The organism is Desulfurispirillum alkaliphilum (assembly GCF_055378285.1).
Genome location: NZ_AP042405.1, coordinates 2,827,765 through 2,845,045 on the forward strand (window position 1 = coordinate 2,827,765; position 17,281 = coordinate 2,845,045).

The following is a 17,281-nucleotide window of genomic DNA, read 5'->3' on the forward strand; positions in this document are numbered from 1 at the left end:
TTCATGATTCCATTCCCCTCAATTCATCTGCTCCAGTGCCCAGCGCAGACGCCGGCAGACCACGGACTGGCCCAGCACCGGTACCAGCAGATCAAGCTCCGGACCACGGCACTTGCCGGTCAAAGCCACCCGCAGGGTCATAAAGAGATTCTTCCCCTTCACACCCACGACCTTGCCCGCTTCCTTGACCATATCCTTATACACTTCCCCATCAAGAGCCTGGGAGAGAGCTTCCACTCGCTTCAGCACCTCCTCGACCAGGGGACGGCTGGTTTCCAGCTGCAAAAACGCGCGGCCATCTTCCTCCAGGAGTGGATCGCGGTCGAGGAAGATGGGGTAATAGGTGCTCACATCTGCCAGCACCGTACAGTTGCCCCGGATAATATCAATCTCAAGCTGCAGCTGATTCTCGTCCTTGGCACCATCTATGAGACCTGTCTGCATCAGGTACGGTTTCATCAGCGCCGTGATGCGCGGCAGGTCAGCTTCGCGGATGTAGTGGGCGTTCATCCAGTCCAGCTTGGCGTTGTCGAAGACAGCGGCGGCGCGGTTGATGCGCTCCAGGCTGAACAGCTCGATGATGCGCTCCACGCTGAACAACTCCTCTTCGCTGCCACTGCTCCAGCCCAGCAGGCTCAGGTAGTTGACCATAGCTTCAGGCAGGTAGCCCTTTTCCTGGTACTGGCCCACGCTGGTGGCACCGTGGCGCTTGCTGAGCTTGGAGCGATCCTCGCCCAGAATCAGGCTGACATGGGCGTAGCGGGGGGGCTCCACGCCCAGGGCTTCGCAGATCATCATCTGGCGCAGGGTATTGCTGAGGTGCTCCTCAGCGCGGATGACGTGGGTGATCTCCATGAGGACATCGTCAATGCTGACACAGAAATTATAGACGGGCATGCCGTCGGAACGCATGATGATGAAGTCGCCGATCATGCCATCCTTGAAGGTGACGTCGCCGCGGATGATGTCGTTGAGGACATAGTCCCGCAGGGGTGCGCGAAAGCGCACGGTGGGCCTGCGCCCCTCTTTTTCAAAGGCGGCAGCCTGCTCCGGGCTGAGATTTCGGCAGCGGCCATTGTAGTGGGGGGTGATCTTCAGGCGGGTGGCTTCCTCACGGGCGGCTTCCAGCTCTGCATCAGTGCAGTAGCAGTGGTAAGCCTTGTCAGCCTCCAGCAGTTTGCGGGCGTATTCCAGGTAGATTCCGGTGCGTTCGGACTGGCGATAGGGGCCGTAATCGCCACCCACATCGGGGCCTTCATCCCACTGAACACCGAGCCAGCGCAGATCTTCCAGCACCATGGCTTCACTTTCACGGGTGCTGCGGGCCTGATCCGTGTCCTCCACCCGCAGGATGAGCCTGCCCCCCTGGGCTTTGGCATAAAAGTAATTGAACAGCGCAGTTCGCGCGCCACCCACGTGCAGGTGACCAGTGGGGCTTGGGGCAAATCGGACTCGTACCATCTTTATCTCCAGGGAGTATAATTTAACAGGCTGCTGAAAAACCCTCATCTGCGGCGTTGCTCGCTGTCGCTCGTCATTGCAACGTAGGGGGAGTGCGCTTCACTCCTCGCTCTGGGAGCGCCTTGCACCTGAGTATTTTTCAATTGCCTGCGAAGTTTAAGGGTTTTTCAGCAGCCTGCCAACAAAGCGAAAGGATGCCACAGCGGTGGCATCCCTTCAACAAAATTATCGGTCAGAAACCTGAGCGAAACGGCTTCTTCAGCAGCAGGTCAGCTTGCGGGCAATTCCTGCCACATACTCGCCCTGGAAGCGGGCGCCATCCAGTTCGTTCTGGCTGGGCTGCCGTGAGCCATCGCCAGCGGCAATGGTGGAAGCGCCGTAGGGTGAGCAGCCGGTGATTTCGTCCACCCGGGTCTGCCCCTGGAAGGCGTAGGGCAGTCCGGCCACCACCATACCGTGGTGCAGCAGGGTGATGTGGAAACTCAGCAGGGTGGATTCCTGACCGCCGTGCTGGGTGGCGGTGCTGGTGAAGACGCTGCCCACCTTGCCCACCAGGGAACCCGATGCCCACAGCTGGCCGGTGGCATCCAGGAACTGACGCATCTGGCCACACATATTGCCAAAGCGGGTGGGAGTGCCGAAAATAATGGCATCGGCCCACTCCAGGTCCTCAACGGTCGCGGTGGGAATGTGGGCAAAGCTCTTGCGGGCTTCCACGGCGCCCATCTTTTCCAGCACTTCAACGGGAAGGGTTTCGGGAACCTGCAGAAGCTTCACCTCTGCCCCCTCAACCTTTTTCGCACCCTCGGCAATTGCCTGGGCCATCTGATACACGTGACCATACATGGAGTAAAAGACAATGGCTATCTTCATGGCACACCTCGTTCACTGTTCACGGTTTTCAAAACATGCGGCACTGGCATCAAGAATATCCGATTCGACGCTTTCGGCAAAGGGCTATTTCTCCACGCAGCTCACTGCCTGCTGCAGATCTTTCCATCACGCAGGCGGATCACCCGTTGCGCCCGCTGCGCCAGCTCGTCGTTATGGGTGATCATGACCACGGTGATGCCCCGCTCGTGCAGAGAGCGCAGCAGTCCGAAAATCTTTTCGCTGTTCTCGCTGTCCAGATTGCCCGTGGGCTCATCGGCCAGGATGATTTCGGGGTTGTTCACCAGGGCACGCGCCACCGCCACCCGCTGCATTTCGCCACCACTGAGCTGTGAAGGGCTGTGGTTGATGCGATCTCCAAGGCCCACGGTTGCCGCCAGTTCTCGGATGACGGCGGGGTCGGCCTTCTTGCGTGAGAACAGCAGGGGCAAGGCGATGTTATCGAAGACGCTGAGGCCGGGAATCAGGTAAAACTGCTGAAAGATAAAGCCGATTTTCTCGCGGCGCAGGGCCACCAGCTGAGATTCACCCATGGTGTCCACCCGTGCGCCGTCAAAGTGCATCTGACCTTTGGTGGGCAGATCCAGGCAGCCGAGAATGTGCAGCAGGGTGGTCTTGCCGGCGCCGGAGGGGCCGACAACGGCAATCAGCTCACCAGCAGCGATTTCCAGATCGATTCCTGCCAGGGCGTGCACGTTTTCCACGCCACGCCGATACGATTTTTCTATTCCTTTGAGTTGTATCATCCTTTGATCGCCTCGATTGGGTTGATTTTCGATGCCTTCCAGGCCGGATAGAGGCCGGAGAGCAGGCCGACAACAAAGATAAAGGCAACGCTGCCAAGGGCTACCGACAGCTCAAAGCGCACCAGGTCTCCACTGGGCACGTAGGGCATCACACTGCGCACAAAGCTTTCAATGCCACGGGAACCCAGCACGGCGATGATAATACCCACCACCCCGCCAGCCAGGGAGAGAATGGTGGTCTCCTTGAGAATCATGCGGAAGACATCAAAGCGTGAAGCACCAATGGCCCGCATCATGCCAAGCTCCTGGGTGCGCTCGAAAACCGCCATGAGGATGGAGTTCATGACACCGACGGCACTGATCATCACGGCGATCAGGGCGATGGAGATACTCAGGGACTTGGCGGAAGCCGCCAGGTTGGAAATGCTGTTCATCACCTGCCCCATGGTCACGATCTGAATGCCGGGAACGGCTTTTTCCAGCGCCTCGGTAACCAGGCCCAGCCGTTCAGGATTGTCCACCTTTACACCAATGGCTGTGGCACCACCGGGGCTCTCCATCAGACGCTGAGCCGTGGCGATGGGGAAGTAGACAAAAGCGTCATCGGCAGAAGTGGTGTTGCCGATGACACCGGCAACATGGAAGAGCTCGTCCATCTGGGGGTAGCGGAAACTGTCGCCGGCCTTGAGACCCGTGTGCTGCGCCACCTCGTATCCCAGCAGAATTTCATGTGCACTGCGTGGAATGGAGCCTGTGATATCCCAGTCGGGCTTGATCTCCTCCAGCACCTTCATATCGACACCATAGATCAGGTCAATGCGCTTCTGGGCGGGGTTGGGCAGCTGGGCCACCAGAATGGGGGTTGCCAGCGCCACACCTTCGGTGGCGAGAACATGTTCCATGACACCATCGTCAATGTAGCGGGGAATCACGTTGCCATGGAGCACCAGGGAAGCCACCTCATGGGCACAGCCCGAGGGAACCACCATGAAGTGCAGCCCCGTCTGATCCAGCTGCTGGGCAAGACTCTGTTCAAAGCCGCGATTAAAGGAAAAGACCGCAAAGAGCACACCGACGGAAGCCGCGATGCCCAGCATGGTCAAAGCACTGCGCGTGCGGTGACGCAGGAGGTTCTGAAAAGCCAGATGCAGGGAACTTGTCATTTGAGTACCACCCCACTGGCAACCAGTAAGAGGTTGTTATTATAGGTCGTCAGCGTGCCCGTCGCGCGGGCATCGTGTCCAAGACGCGCAGGCAGAGAGAAGCTGTGACGGGAGAGGTCCACAAAGATCTGCCCGGTATCGTCCTTCAGCATGAACCAGCAGCCATTGGAAGTACACTGGGTCTGTATAAAACCTTCCATGGTCACCTCGGTTTCCAGGAGATCCTTGTTAAAGAAGGCATCCTGAACCGTAATCACCGGAGCGGCGGGATTCACCCCTGATCCGTACACCTCTTCCTTGGTGCCACAGGCAACCAGCAGAAGGGAAATGGCAACCAGTGCCAGCAAGAGAGAAATTCGGTACATAGAAACTCCTCAAAATCAATTTACATACTCAGGAAAGGCAAGTGCCGCCTTTCACGTGCAATATTCAAGCCAGTATAACAGCAAACTTAACTTTAGCACCCCCGAAACGGCAGGTTGTCGGTGCCGACCCTGATGCCATGCTGGAATGGCTGAAATGGTTGCATCTTTTGACATTCCGTTTCCATTTTTCCTTGCCACTTTTGGGTCGCCAAAAGTGGCGCAAAAGCGCCCCCCAGTGCTGCCCTTATCAGCCGTCCGCTTGCCTGGAACTGGGGACCGCAAACAACCGCCCTCCATGGCTTTTGGTTTGCGGTTGCCGCCCTCGTGGCGTCAACCCTGCGGGTCCATAGCGTTCCAGTCGGCGCGTTCTGGCTGGGCCAGCACACGGGGGAGAGGCAGAAGCAGGCCGTCCCCCCCTGAGCCCGTCCGGTGAGTGCGAAGCCTGGCTGGCAAGACCCGAACGGGACACTCACAGGAAGTGAGTGGTCCGGCAGCACTGCAGGGATGCAGGGGTCAGGCAACGCAAAGAGGCCCAGGTGCAAGGCGCGGGCGAAGCGAAGGAGTGAGGCGTACTTCCCTGTACGTCGCAGTGACGAGCGATGCCCTGCAACGCAGCAGATGGGCCTCTTTGAGCAGCCTGCTGCCGGATCTCCAGAACAGGCGAGCAAACGAGCCGGAAAAACGGGCGTTCGGGGGGCGCGTTTTTCCGTCCTTTTTGCGCGGTCAAAAAGGACAATACCCGGAAAACGAAAAGTGGGATACAAATGAATCAAGCATGCAAAATCAATACGGTTTCCGCGCGGTAAATGCCAGAGAAATAATACCATAACCCAGGGCGACAAGGTGCGAAACTTCAGATCAACGCAACTCTTTCGCATACGGCTCTCACCCCGCAGCGCGGTGCGCAGCCCCTGCCCACCTGCGCAGGAATTGCGCAGGTGGGCATTCAAAACTGAATACGCGTCGTCTGTCGCCCGCGCGCCACTTCCATCACGCCCCCCTCTTTGGCACGAACCAGCACAATGGCTTCAGCCAGCAGCTGGGGAGAGTTGATGGGAATATCGTCTATGGTGAGAACGCGATCGCCGGGACGAAAGCCTGCCCGCTGCGCCCAGCTTCCACTGTGGACCCGCGCCACCTCCATACCACGCTGACCTGAGGTGGCCTTCAGCTCAACGCCCAGCCAGCGGGCCAGCACCAGAATGCCGTAGGTGTCAGGTGCCCTGCGGGCCTGCACCCTGGTATGAAAGACGCGGTTTTCCCGCCACACTGTCAGGTCGATCACATCATCGGCCGTGTAGTCGTGAATACCCATCACATAATCAGCGGCCCCGGTCACCGGCATGTTCCCCACCGCCAGAATCACATCCTGGGGCTGCAATGCCTCGCCGCGAAACAGGGAGGGATTCGCCACTTCGGTAACGGCCACGCCACGATTCCTGGGCAGCTGTGAACCTATGGCGGAACGCAGCTGCGAAGAGAGCTCCTGCACCTCCACCCCGATCCAGGCGCGATCAAGGGTGCCATGGCGCAGAATGTACTCGTAAATGCGCATGGCCCTGTTCACCGGTATACTGAAACCAATACCCTGGGCGCGCCGGTACATGGCCGTGTTGATGCCGATGACATCTCCATGGATATTCAGCAGCGGCCCGCCACTGTTACCGGGGTTAATCATGGTGTCCGTCTGGATGAGGTTGTGGAACACCACTCCATCTCCACGAATGGAGCGGCCAACCGCAGAGATGATTCCCGTGGTAACCGTATTGGAAAAACCAAAGGGGTTGCCAATGGCGATTACCGGTTCACCGATAAACAGCTCATCGGAGTTACCCACCCTGGCGCAGCCCAGATCGCGGGGCGGATTTTCCACCGCCAGTACCGCGATATCGCTGCGGGAGTCGCTTCCCAGAATACGCGCCTTGAATTCACGGTGATCGCCAGTAAAAATCGTGATGTCCGTAGCCCCCGCCACCACATGGGCATTGGTGAGAATATGCCCATCGCAGCTGATAAGTACCCCCGAACCCAGGGAACGGGTGGTGTAGGAGCGACGAAAGCCCTGAAAGAAATCGCGAAAGAACTCATCGAAAAACGGATCGTTCATCACAAAGGGCGTTGCCGCAGTCTCCTTCACCGAGAGGGTGGAAATATTCACCACAGCCGCGCTGACCTGTTCCACCGCGCGCACCACCGGCGTGCGCCGCAGATCATCGGCAGCCAGGGGAAATGGCACCGCCAGAAAGAGCGGCACCCAAAGGAGCAGCGCAAGCTGACGCCAGCCTCTGGGGCACCAATAAAAAAAGGCAGTAGAAACTACTGCCTGAATATTTCTCAAAGGGAAATCAGTCTTTTTTGTTCTCATCGGCAGTCACCGGCGTCTCAATACGCCCTGAAATAGCGACATCATCGGCGTGGTACTCCTCAGGGCTGTCGCCAGGCTGCTCCGCCTGCTCCTCCTGAGCAGGATTGCTTTCGCGGGGAGGCTCATCGGGAGTGAACTCACTGAGGTCACTGGCCAGGTTCAGCTCTTCCAGCAGCGCCTGATGCACGGAGATTTCGGCGTCGATCTTTTCGATCTCCTCAATCAGGGAAAGGAAGTTTTCATCAAACTGCAGATTACCACTCTTCAACAGATCGTAGGTCAGAGTGCCAAGCTCCTCAAGCTTGTTGGACTTCTTGCGCTGCGCGTTGATGATATCGAGCTTGATCTTGCCCATCTTGGTCAGCTTGACAGCTTCGACCTTGCTCTTGTTAATGCCCTTGATAATACTCTCGTACACTTTGTCCAGCGATGAACGGGAACCGTCCCTGGCCTTGGCGTCTTTGCCTTCCATATCCTGAACCTCCACGTTATTCGGGTTTGCTGTTGGAGACCACTATTCCGCGGCGGGTAATCTCCTGCCAGAACTCCTCTATACCATACTTTGCCGTTGAAGAAAACGGCAAGACACCCGCCTCTTTGCCATAGACTTTTTTCAGCCCGGCCACCTGCTTCTGCAGCTGATTCTTTGTCAGCTTGTCCGCTTTGGTAGCCACAATGAACACGGGAACCTCCAGCTCCTGCAGCAGGCTGAACATGCGCAGATCGTTTTTCTGCGCCTCGTGACGAGCGTCCACAATCATGATAGCCAGAGCGATATTTTCGCGCTTCTCCAGGTATTCGTACAAGCTGCGGTTCCATTCATCGCGCATGCCCGTAGGCACACGGGCAAACCCGTAACCGGGAAGATCCACACAGTAGAGATCGCCATTGACATCAAAGTAGTTGATCAGGCGCGTACGCCCCGGTGTCTTGCTGGTGATGGCAATATTTCTGCGACCGGTCACCGCATTGATCAGGCTCGATTTTCCCACATTACTGCGCCCCAGGAAGACGATTTCCGGGCGATCTGGCACCGGGCACTTGGCCAGGGATGGCGCCGAGGTGATGAACTGCACCTGGTGGGGCGTATAGGACTGGGGCATGGCAGCTCCTCTCACGGAAAGTTAACGGATGGGGAGGGATTCAGCAGCCAGCTAACAGCCACTGAAATACCTCAAACCAGGCAGGCAATTGAAAAACCCTCAGGTGTCAGGCGCTCGCGGAGCGAGGAATGAAGCGTACTCCCCGTACGTTGCAATGACGAGCGACAGCGGGCAACGCCGCAGATGAGGGTTTTTCAATGGCCTGCTAAGGAAAAGGGGAACCTTTCGGTTCCCCTTCATGTCAAATGAATACAATGGGTGATCAGCCTTGGAGCCGACGCATTTTGTTCAGAAGCTTCAGCTGCTTGCGCTTGGCTTTGAGTTTTTTGCGCCTGCGGGCTTCCGTGGGTTTTTCGTAGAAGGTGTACTTCTTCATTTCGCGAATCAGGCCTTCGCGTTCAACTTTCCGTTTGAACGCCTTCAGCGCGTCATTGACCTCTTCTCCATCAACCCGGACGTAAGCATTAATCGGCACGGTACAATCACCCCATTTCTCTTAAGAATTTTTCGAAACTGCATATATACAGAAAACACAAGGACCTGTCAATGAATTTCACTGTGGGGTTTTCCTGTGAGCCGAAAAGCAGTATGCTGCAAATTAGATTACTCTATTTTACTCTCTGAATTGGAGGTCCACATGGATTCCCAGCAGCTTACCATAGGTATCCGCGGCATGACCTGCGCCGGCTGTGCCGGTCGGGCGGAAAAAGCCCTGCAGGCCGTATCCGGTGTCACCAGCGCCATCGTCAATCTGGCCACCGAACAGGCCAGCGTCACCTTTGACAGCAGCGCCACCACGACCAGCGCCATCGTTAACGCCCTTGAACAGACCAACTACAAACCCATTACCGAACAGCTGAGCTTCGCGGTCCAGGGAATGAGCTGCGCCACCTGCGCCGGGAAAGTGGAAAGGGCGCTCATGGGGCTCAGCGGCGTTGCCGACGCCAGCGTCAACCTGGCAACGTCCCAGGCCACCGTCACCTATGTGCCCGCCAGCGTCACCCCTGACCAGCTGCGCGAATCCGTGCGCAAGGCGGGCTATCAGGTGGAACAGGCCCAGACAGCCGACGCCACACCCCAGATTGACCGCATTCAGCAGCAACGCCATGAAGAATCCGGTGAACTGCGCCGCAGCCTGCTGCTGGCAGCGATCCTCACCATACCCATCTTCGTGCTGGATATGTTCCCCATGTGGATACCAGCCCTGGAGCAGTGGCTCTTCCAGCAGATATCCCCGCGCACTCTTCACTTCCTCTTCTTCGTCCTGGCCTCCATTGTCCAGTTCGGCCCCGGCTGGCGCTTCTACCAGAAGGGCTGGCCCGCCCTGCGCAGCGCCGCCCCCGATATGAACTCCCTGGTCATGCTGGGCACCAGCGCCGCCTATGGCTACTCCGTCATCGCCACCTTCCTGCCCGGCATTCTGCCCGCTGGCACCGTACACGTGTACTACGAAGCATCCACCGTCATCATCACCCTCATTCTGCTGGGTCGCTACCTGGAGGCTCGCGCCAAAGGAAAAACCAGCCAGGCCATCCAAAAACTCATCGGCCTGCAGCCCCGCACAGCCCGCGTGGAACGTGATGGCCGCGAACTGGATCTGGACACGGCCCAGGTAGTACGCGACGACATCGTCATCGTGCGCCCCGGCGAGCGCATCCCCGTTGATGGCATGGTAGTGGATGGCAGCTCCTATGTGGATGAGTCCATGATCAGCGGAGAGCCGCTGCCCGTTCACAAGGAAACCGGCAGCGAAGTCATCGGCGGCACCGTCAACACCACTGGCAGCTTCCGCATCAAGGCCACCAAGGTCGGCGCGGATACCGTGCTGGCCCAGATTGTGCGCATGGTGGAGCAGGCCCAGGGCTCCAAACTGCCCATCCAGGCCCTGGTAGACCGGGTCGTCCTCTACTTTGTGCCCACCGTGCTGGCCGCCGCCGCCTTCACCTTCTTCATCTGGCTGCTGATCGGCCCGGCCCCGGCCCTCACCTTCGCCCTGGTGAACATGGTCGCCGTACTCATCATCGCCTGCCCCTGCGCCATGGGCCTGGCTACCCCCACATCCATCATGGTGGGCACTGGCAAAGCCGCTGAAACCGGCATCCTCTTCCGTAACGGCATCGCCCTGCAGCACCTGCGTGAAGCCACGGTGATCGCCCTGGATAAAACCGGCACCATCACCCAGGGCCAGCCGCAGCTGACCGATATCCACATCGCCGAGAGCTTCGAGAAAACCGACGTCCTGCGCCTGGTAGCCTCGGCGGAAAGCAAGAGTGAGCACCCCATCGCCCAGGCCATCTGTCAGTACGCGCAGCAGCAGGGAGCAGCCCTGACGGATACCGCCAGTTTCCGCGCCCTGCCAGGGCTTGGCGTGGAGGCCACCATTGACGGCCAGCTGGTTCAGGTGGGTGCCGACCGCTATATGCAGCAGCTGGGGCTCGACCTGTCCCCATTCGCCGCCATCGTGACCCAGCTGTCCGATGCCGGCAAGACTCCGCTCTACGCCGCCATTGACGGCACCCTGGCCGCCACCATCAGCGTCTCGGACCCCGTCAAATCCTCCAGTGCCACAGCCATTCAGGCCCTCCACGCCATGGGCCTGCGGACTGTTATGATAACCGGCGACAACCAGCGCACCGCCCAGGCCATCGCCAGGACCTTGGGTATTGACGACGTGCTGGCGGAAATCATGCCCGACGGCAAAGCGGACGCCGTCCGCCAGCTACAGGACAGCGGCAGCAAGGTCGCCTTTGTGGGCGACGGCATCAACGACGCTCCTGCCCTGGCCCAGTCCGACGTTGGCCTGGCCATCGGCACCGGCACCGACATCGCCATTGAATCCGCCGATGTGGTCCTCATGTCCGGCGACCTGCGCAATGTGGCCAACGCCATCGCCCTCTCGCGGGCAACCCTGCGCAATATCAAGCAGAACCTCTTCTGGGCCTTTGCCTACAACACCAGCCTCATTCCCGTCGCCGCCGGCATTCTCTATCCTGTGGCGGGCATCCTGCTCTCACCCATGCTGGCAGCCCTGGCCATGGGACTCTCCAGCGTGTGCGTCCTCAGCAATGCCCTGCGCCTGCGTCACTTCCGTCCACCAGTGCGAATGCAGGCCACACCCTCGAACCCGTGACACCCGCTCACGGGTTTCGCCCCAGCCGCTCCAGAATCTCCAGGCACAGCTTTTCATAGAGCTGTGCTATCTGGGGCGAGTACTTCTGGCGAAAATCGAGATGGGCCATCTCCGGTTCAGCCGATTCGGCTATCTTGGTCGCGTTGGGAATCACCGTGAAAAACGGCTCCGGCAGAACATCCAGGGGAGCCTGCCGCTGAGCGGCATGGATGACGATCTTCTTGTGCAGCGATACCTGCACCCGGTACATGGACCACAGCGTCCCCAGGGGCTGAATCCGATGGCGCGCCTGACGAATGCGATCCATCAGCGCAAAGGCGCCCCGTACCGCCAGGCGATCCGGCACACAGGGAATCACATAGCTGTCGGCCACGGACATCAGGGTGCGCACCTGCAGTGCCATACTGGGTGGGCAGTCAATCAGGGTATAGTCGAAACTCTCATCCAGCCATTTGCGCAAATAGGCCTTGCGCTTTGCGAGCTGTCCATGGAATGCCGCCGTGTCGTGGTACCCTTTTTTGGCCTTGGCCATATTGGTACTGAAATCCTCAATACGGCTTGAGCACGGCAACACCATCAGCGTTGGCGGCTCGCCTTCCACCATGGGAGCGCTTACGGCCGGTTGCAAAAAGGCGTTGAACTGGCGGGCGGAAAACTCGTCATCCAGCATGGCGGCCAGCAGATCGTGCAACGTCGTGCGACGCTTCTCGCTGCGCATCTGCCCTTCCTCCCCCAGCAGCAGCTCACCCGCCATGCACTGATGGTCCGCGTCTATCAGCAGCGTGCGCTTGCCCATACTGGCCAGACACTCGGCAACCGCCACCGCGTTGGTTGTTTTGGCAACTCCTCCCTTGAGATTGATAAACAGAATCACCGCCATGTCATTTCCTCCTGCGCGTATCTGCCACACCATACCACACAAAGCACCGAGGTTTCTCCGTGTACCCTGAAAGAAAATCCCCTCTCCACAAGCCGACAGAATCACTTGTGAATAAATCATTTAATGTGAATCTTCAAATGCCCGCCATTTGTCGCAAAAAAATCTCAAACCAGTGTGGTGACTTTTGTCACAGAAAAATGCTAAGAATAGAAGTGTCAGAAAAATGACAGAAGCTACCGCATTGTAGAGAGCAGAGAGTCAGAACTATGAGTCAGCCTTCTTCGCGCCCGGTTTTGCAATCGATCATGAAACAGATTCATCATTCCTACCTGAACGGCCCTGCGGAACGCCCGGAAATCGGCGAACTGTTGAGCCGGTATCAGGATATCTCCCAGCACCAGCGCATTCTCCTGCTGGCAGGCTACCTGGAAATCCTCAATATTATTCACCAGGAGCAACTGGGCGTCCCCGTCCAAACTCTTCAAAAAATACTCACCTCCATGCAACAACACCTGGGCCCCTGGGAAAGCACCCTGGGCGAGCTGCTCGGCAACGGCATGCTGCAGCACGCTATCCAGCAGGCCGATGAAAATGCCCCGGCCCTTGAGGTGCTCAGCGTCACGGAGCAAGGGTACGCGCTCATAGAAAACATCGTGGTGGAAGCCAATTTCAGCACCAATAACATACAGAAGGTTGAGGAGCAGTAGCATGGATTTTTTTCGTGACCTGGAGAAGCAGACCCGTATCGCTCAGAAAGAGCGCGATTTCCCCGATTTCCTGACATGTCACATAGAAACCATTCTGCAAAAACCTGAAGAGTACGCCCACAAGGAAGATGAAATCATCCTGCTGACCGAGCAGATCGCCCTCTATGAAACCTATGCCCAGACCGGATACCTGGGACGCGGCATGACTGCCGGAAACATCAAGGAAACCCTGAAGACCATCTTCGAAGTAAACAAGCTCTGAGGGGCGAGCTCCCAGGTGCACGCAACGGCGGGAAACCCCAAAGGCGTTTTCCTCGCCAGGAAGCGCAGAACGCGGAGCCGGGAAAGCAACCTGCAGAACAACACACGACAAAAAAGCGCCCAGCCACTCAGAAAGAGCAGCTGGGCGCTTTGCGTTCACGGGCACCGCGTACGGAAAAAACCGCCTACCAGAAGAAGATCGCGTCCAGGCAGGTTGCCACAAAAATGACGATGGAAATGTAGCTGTTGACGGTGAAGAAGGCGCGGTCAATATCGGCGGGATCTTTGGCCCGCCAGGCCAGCAGGTGTTCGTACACCAGCATAACGCCCACCACGCCCACGCCGGCCAGGTATATCCCTCCCAGGTACTCCAGCAGCATGGAGCTCAGGAGCAGCAGGGCAAAGGCCACCCCGTGGAAGAGTGCCGCCACCTGCAGCGCCCGGCGCTGGCCAAGCCAGGCGGGAATGCTGAACAGCTTCTGGGAGCGGTCGAATTCGATATCCTGGGTGGCATAGATAATGTCAAAGGCTGCCGACCACAGCAGCACAAACCCGCCCAACAAAAGGCTGTACAGGGTAATCTCTCCGGCAACAGCGATGGTGGCCCCGATGGGTGCCATGGCCAGAGTCAGGCCCAGCACGATGTGGGCCGCAACGCTGAAGCGCTTCATAAAAGGGTAGAGCACCAGAAAACCCACCGCCACAAAGCTCAGCTTGAAAGCCAGGGGGTTGAGCGCCCAGGCCGCCACTTCAAAGAGCACAAAGGAGGCTGCCACCAGCAGCCAGGCCTCTCGGCGGGAGACCACGCCGGCGGGGATGTGGCGTTCTGCGGTACGGGGATTACGCCGATCGATTTCCGCGTCGAGAATGCGATTGAGGGTCATGCCCATGGTTCGGGCCCCCACCATGGCCATCACGATCCAGAAGATGGTCCAGAAACCGGGCAGGCCACGGGCCGCTGTCAGCATGCCGATCAGGGCAAAGGGCAGGGCGAAGAGGGTGTGGGAAAACTTGATCATTTCCAGCAGGATGGTTATTCGGCTGAGCATAGGCGTACAAACTCCTCTTCATCGATAATGGCAACACCCAGTTTGCGGGCCTTGTCCAGTTTGCTGCCGGCATCTTCGCCGCACACCAGGTAATCAAGACTGCCCGATACGCCCGAGAGCACGCGGGCACCGCCCAGCTGGGCCATTTCTTCGTATTCCTTACGGGGCCGCGACAGCTTGCCGGTAAACACCACCGACCTGCCGCTCAGGCCGGAAGCCACCTGAGCGCGCGGCGCGGAGCTTTCCATGTTCAGTCCGCTGCGTTTCAGGGCGTCAACCAGCGCCACGCTGGCGGGCTCGCGCAGAAAGCTATAGATGGAGCGGGCCACAATTTCGCCCACCTCCTCCACCGCCGTCAGCTCCTCAATGCTCGCCTGCATCAGACGCTCCATGGAGCCAAAGTGACGGGCCAGCAGCTGGGCGGTCTTTTTGCCCACGTGGCGAATACCCAGGGCAAAGAGAACCCGCTCCAGGGGATGGGCCTTGGAAGCTTCGACGGATGCCTGCAGATTCAGGGCGCTCTTGACCCCGAAGCCATCCAGGCTGGCGACGCGCTCATAGACCAGATGGTAGATGTCGGGAATATCCGTAAGGATACCCTCGTCGAGGAAGCGCTGCACGACCTTTTCCCCCATGCCGGCAATATCCATGGCATCGCGGGAGACAAAGTGCAGAAGAGCGCCCAGGCGCTGGGCCGGACACAGGGGGTTCTGACAGTACAGGTGCACACCATTGTCGCTCCAGTGCAGGGGGCTGCCGCACTCCGGACAGTTTTCCGGGGGAGCCACCTCCGACGCGTCCGCCGAACGCAGGGCCGTAATGGGCTTGACCACCTTGGGGATCACATCGCCGCCCTTCTCGATGAGCACCTGGTCGCCAATGCGGATATCCTTGCGGCGCAGCTCTTCGAAATTGTGCAACGTGGCGCGGGAGATGGTGCTGCCCGCCAGCAATACCGGTTCAAGCTCGGCCACCGGAGTAATCACTCCGGTACGCCCCACCTGAAAGGTGATATCCCGCAGGCGGGTGCTGACCTGCTGGGCCTCGTACTTGTAAGCGATGGCATAGCGGGGAATTTTGGCCGTTGTGCCCAGTTCCTCGTGCAGGTGCAGCTGATCCACCTTGATGACCGCGCCATCAATATCAAAGGGCAGCAGTTCACGCTGCTGACGAATATGCTGCACCGCGTCCCACACCTCGGCATCGCTGGCGCACTGGCGAACCAGGTCACTGACGGGAAATCCCCAGTCCCTGAGTGTCTGCAAACATTGAAAATGGGAGTCGTGAGGGAACCCCTGCAGGGAGTAGCAGAATATCTGCAGCCCACGGCGGCTGCTCTGGGCGGGGTCAAGCAGTTTCAGAGAACCAGCGGCCAGGTTGCGTGGATTGGCATAGAGACTTTCCCCCTGCTCCAGACGCTGCTGATTGATGCGCTCAAAGGCCTGACGGGGGATATACACTTCACCGCGAATCTCCATGGCACCCGCAGCCGGAATCTCCAGCGGCAGGCTGCGGATGGTGCGGATATTATGGCTGATCTCCTCACCCTGCAGCCCGTCGCCACGGGTAGCCGCCACGCTGAATGCGCCGTCACGGTAGTGCAGGCTGACCGCCACCCCGTCAATTTTGGGCTCCACGGTAAAGCGCACATGGTCGCCGCTGTCGCGACGCACCTTGCGCAGAAAGTCTTCCAGCTCCGCCTGCTCATAGGTATTGCCCAGGGAGAGCATGGGCACCGAGTGCACAAAGGCGCGACTGCCCCCTTCCAGACGCTCGCCAATGCGACGGGTGGGGGAATCGGCGTGGACATACTGGGGGAAACGGGCCTCCAGGGCACGCAACTCGCGATAGAGCCCGTCGTACTCGCCATCGCCCATAATGGGGTCGGCAAGGGTGTAGTACGCTTCATCGGCCTTCTGCAGCAAAGCCGTCAACTGGTCGATGCGCTCCCGTTCCGCAGCACTCATCGGGAGGGGCGTCCCTGCATCATCTTCTCGCGCAGGCCAAGCAAGGTCTCCAGAATCCCAAGGAAGGCGATCATCAGCGCCAGCCCCGGCTGAAGAATAATAATCCCGTACACCAGTACCTGGAAAAACAGCGGCGTTTTGCGATGACGAAAGAAGAAGGACATGGTCAGAAAGCCCTGCAGGGCATAGAGAATGGTCAGGAAGAACAGCAGGCTGGCCGCCCCCATGAAGACGATGTGATGCTGGGCCGCCATACCCGTCAGCCCCGCCAGCAGGAGGATCAGGAAGTAGGGCGGAATCTTGGCGCTGAAGTAGGAACCCAGCACACCGATGTGCTTGCCATCGGCGCCGCGTCGCATAATCAATCCCAGGGAGCAGATCAGGGAGAAGAACACCCCGGTCATGAAAAAGCCAAAGGCGATATTATAGGCCACATGCATGATCAGTTCCACATTCTGCGCCAGCCCCGAACCGGAAGCCCCCTGCTCAATGGCAGCCCGCGTCGCCTCCAGCAGCTGCCACAGGGGATCCTCCCCCCGCACCGCCACAAAGGGAATGTAGAGCACAAACAGCGTGATACCGGTAATCAGCGTCGAGTACACCGTGCTCGCCATGGGGTGACAGGCCAGACGCAGAAAGAGAATCAGGATCAGCGACGGGATAAAGGTTTCCATGGAATACATGATTGCCAGAGGCGGGTGAAAAGCCACCAGAAAGAGCGCCGAGAGAGCGCCCACCACAAAACCACCACGCCAGCCATGGTGAAAAATCGTATGCAGTATCGGAAAGGGCATGAAAAGGCCGGCAAAGATTCCCAGCAGGGGAATCGTCGAAGTAATGGAGAGCAGGACAATACTGATGGCACTGTTACGTAACACCAGCGCGCGTTCAGACATGGGGTGGGATGAGTTATCAGCCGGTGGTGTGTTCAAGTGCTCGGTACTCCTGAAAAAAACTGCGGACCAGACTCTTCACGAGATGCCCGATGGCCCGTCAAACACCCAGCTCATATACCTGATACAGGGTAATTTTGCAACAAAGGCATCATGTTTGGTTGCCATTGAAGCAATATTCATAGTATTCTCAGAAAATTCGGAGGGTATGCGGCAAAATACCGGCAACCCTGCTGAGAAAAACCGGACAGCTTGAAATACTTCAAATTCAGACAGGCAATGGAAAAACCCACAGGTGCA

The 17,281-nt window shown here is 58.5% G+C and carries 16 protein-coding genes; 3 read left to right on the plus strand and 13 right to left on the minus strand.

Annotation, left to right across the window (positions count from 1 at the left end; translation table 11 throughout):
* Nucleotides 1–18: 18 nt before the first annotated feature.
* The 9 genes from gltX to rpsU all read right to left on the minus strand — a co-directional run bounded on the left by gltX (nt 19) and on the right by rpsU (nt 8,569).
* Nucleotides 19–1,461 (minus strand): glutamate--tRNA ligase, encoded by a 1,443-nt coding sequence (gltX, locus tag ACZ46I_RS12685; protein ID WP_464280994.1) that lies wholly within the window; start codon nt 1,459–1,461, stop codon nt 19–21.
* A 258-nt stretch (nt 1,462–1,719) separates the two neighbouring features.
* Nucleotides 1,720–2,334 carry an NAD(P)H:quinone oxidoreductase gene (gene wrbA / locus ACZ46I_RS12690; protein ID WP_013505529.1) on the minus strand — a complete coding sequence of 205 codons (615 nt, stop codon included), beginning with the start codon at nt 2,332–2,334 and terminating at the stop codon, nt 1,720–1,722.
* A 101-nt stretch (nt 2,335–2,435) separates the two neighbouring features.
* Nucleotides 2,436–3,098 (minus strand): ABC transporter ATP-binding protein, encoded by a 663-nt coding sequence (locus ACZ46I_RS12695; RefSeq protein ID WP_013505530.1) that lies wholly within the window; start codon nt 3,096–3,098, stop codon nt 2,436–2,438.
* Nucleotides 3,095–4,261 (minus strand): ABC transporter permease, encoded by a 1,167-nt coding sequence (locus ACZ46I_RS12700; RefSeq protein WP_013505531.1) that lies wholly within the window; start codon nt 4,259–4,261, stop codon nt 3,095–3,097. The genes ACZ46I_RS12695 and ACZ46I_RS12700 overlap by 4 nt, the downstream gene beginning before the upstream one ends.
* On the minus strand, nt 4,258–4,626 hold the full coding sequence (locus ACZ46I_RS12705; RefSeq protein ID WP_013505532.1) for a DNA-binding protein: 369 nt from the start codon (nt 4,624–4,626) through the stop codon (nt 4,258–4,260). The genes ACZ46I_RS12700 and ACZ46I_RS12705 overlap by 4 nt, the downstream gene beginning before the upstream one ends.
* 946 nt (nt 4,627–5,572) lie before the next feature.
* Nucleotides 5,573–6,862 carry a trypsin-like peptidase domain-containing protein gene (locus ACZ46I_RS12710; protein WP_464280995.1) on the minus strand — a complete coding sequence of 430 codons (1,290 nt, stop codon included), beginning with the start codon at nt 6,860–6,862 and terminating at the stop codon, nt 5,573–5,575.
* Nucleotides 6,863–6,971: 109 nt separating this feature from the next.
* Nucleotides 6,972–7,463, minus strand: a complete 492-nt coding sequence (locus tag ACZ46I_RS12715; protein ID WP_013505535.1) for a hypothetical protein — start codon at nt 7,461–7,463, stop codon at nt 6,972–6,974.
* Nucleotides 7,464–7,479: 16 nt separating this feature from the next.
* Nucleotides 7,480–8,094: a ribosome biogenesis GTP-binding protein YihA/YsxC gene (gene yihA / locus ACZ46I_RS12720; RefSeq protein ID WP_464280996.1), complete on the minus strand. Its 615-nt coding sequence runs from the start codon at nt 8,092–8,094 to the stop codon at nt 7,480–7,482.
* Between the two features lie 262 nt (nt 8,095–8,356).
* The gene (gene rpsU, locus ACZ46I_RS12725) at nt 8,357–8,569 is read right to left on the minus strand and encodes a 30S ribosomal protein S21 (RefSeq protein WP_013505537.1); all 213 of its coding nucleotides are present in this window, start codon (nt 8,567–8,569) and stop codon (nt 8,357–8,359) included.
* A gap of 162 nt (nt 8,570–8,731) precedes the next feature.
* Here rpsU and ACZ46I_RS12730 point away from each other — a divergent pair, with 162 nt between their 5' ends.
* Nucleotides 8,732–11,224 (plus strand): heavy metal translocating P-type ATPase, encoded by a 2,493-nt coding sequence (locus ACZ46I_RS12730; RefSeq protein ID WP_464280997.1) that lies wholly within the window; start codon nt 8,732–8,734, stop codon nt 11,222–11,224.
* Nucleotides 11,225–11,231: 7 nt separating this feature from the next.
* Here the strand turns inward: ACZ46I_RS12730 and ACZ46I_RS12735 are convergent, their stop codons facing one another.
* Nucleotides 11,232–12,104 (minus strand): ParA family protein, encoded by an 873-nt coding sequence (locus tag ACZ46I_RS12735; RefSeq protein ID WP_013505539.1) that lies wholly within the window; start codon nt 12,102–12,104, stop codon nt 11,232–11,234.
* 305 nt (nt 12,105–12,409) lie between these two features.
* Here ACZ46I_RS12735 and ACZ46I_RS12740 point away from each other — a divergent pair, with 305 nt between their 5' ends.
* The gene (locus tag ACZ46I_RS12740) at nt 12,410–12,811 is read left to right on the plus strand and encodes a hypothetical protein (protein WP_041725926.1); all 402 of its coding nucleotides are present in this window, start codon (nt 12,410–12,412) and stop codon (nt 12,809–12,811) included.
* A gap of 1 nt (nt 12,812) precedes the next feature.
* Nucleotides 12,813–13,073, plus strand: coding sequence for a GSU3529 family protein (locus ACZ46I_RS12745; RefSeq protein ID WP_013505541.1), 261 nt, complete (start codon nt 12,813–12,815; stop codon nt 13,071–13,073).
* Between the two features lie 184 nt (nt 13,074–13,257).
* On the opposite strand, the gene ACZ46I_RS12750 is transcribed toward ACZ46I_RS12745, so the two are convergent.
* Genes ACZ46I_RS12750 through ACZ46I_RS12760 form a run of 3 tightly spaced genes read right to left on the minus strand, consistent with a single transcriptional unit; the run spans nt 13,258 to nt 17,020 of the window.
* Nucleotides 13,258–14,121: a UbiA-like polyprenyltransferase gene (locus tag ACZ46I_RS12750; protein ID WP_013505542.1), complete on the minus strand. Its 864-nt coding sequence runs from the start codon at nt 14,119–14,121 to the stop codon at nt 13,258–13,260.
* Nucleotides 14,106–16,088, minus strand: a complete 1,983-nt coding sequence (gene ligA / locus ACZ46I_RS12755) for an NAD-dependent DNA ligase LigA (RefSeq protein ID WP_464280998.1) — start codon at nt 16,086–16,088, stop codon at nt 14,106–14,108. Before ligA ends, ACZ46I_RS12750 begins: the two co-directional genes overlap by 16 nt.
* On the minus strand, nt 16,085–17,020 hold the full coding sequence (locus ACZ46I_RS12760) for a DUF2232 domain-containing protein (RefSeq protein ID WP_013505544.1): 936 nt from the start codon (nt 17,018–17,020) through the stop codon (nt 16,085–16,087). The genes ligA and ACZ46I_RS12760 overlap by 4 nt, the downstream gene beginning before the upstream one ends.
* Nucleotides 17,021–17,281: the final 261 nt, after the last annotated feature.

Coding starts and splice junctions, on each gene's coding strand:
- gltX (WP_464280994.1), bottom strand. CDS start 1,461: ATGGTACGAGTCCGATTTGCCCCAAGCCCCACTGGTCACCTGCACGTG.
- wrbA (WP_013505529.1), bottom strand. CDS start 2,334: ATGAAGATAGCCATTGTCTTTTACTCCATGTATGGTCACGTGTATCAG.
- ACZ46I_RS12695 (WP_013505530.1), bottom strand. CDS start 3,098: ATGATACAACTCAAAGGAATAGAAAAATCGTATCGGCGTGGCGTGGAA.
- ACZ46I_RS12700 (WP_013505531.1), bottom strand. CDS start 4,261: ATGACAAGTTCCCTGCATCTGGCTTTTCAGAACCTCCTGCGTCACCGC.
- ACZ46I_RS12705 (WP_013505532.1), bottom strand. CDS start 4,626: ATGTACCGAATTTCTCTCTTGCTGGCACTGGTTGCCATTTCCCTTCTG.
- ACZ46I_RS12715 (WP_013505535.1), bottom strand. CDS start 7,463: ATGGAAGGCAAAGACGCCAAGGCCAGGGACGGTTCCCGTTCATCGCTG.
- yihA (WP_464280996.1), bottom strand. CDS start 8,094: ATGCCCCAGTCCTATACGCCCCACCAGGTGCAGTTCATCACCTCGGCG.
- ACZ46I_RS12730 (WP_464280997.1), top strand. CDS start 8,732: ATGGATTCCCAGCAGCTTACCATAGGTATCCGCGGCATGACCTGCGCC.
- ACZ46I_RS12735 (WP_013505539.1), bottom strand. CDS start 12,104: ATGGCGGTGATTCTGTTTATCAATCTCAAGGGAGGAGTTGCCAAAACA.
- ACZ46I_RS12740 (WP_041725926.1), top strand. CDS start 12,410: ATGAAACAGATTCATCATTCCTACCTGAACGGCCCTGCGGAACGCCCG.
- ACZ46I_RS12745 (WP_013505541.1), top strand. CDS start 12,813: ATGGATTTTTTTCGTGACCTGGAGAAGCAGACCCGTATCGCTCAGAAA.
- ACZ46I_RS12750 (WP_013505542.1), bottom strand. CDS start 14,121: ATGCTCAGCCGAATAACCATCCTGCTGGAAATGATCAAGTTTTCCCAC.
- ligA (WP_464280998.1), bottom strand. CDS start 16,088: ATGAGTGCTGCGGAACGGGAGCGCATCGACCAGTTGACGGCTTTGCTG.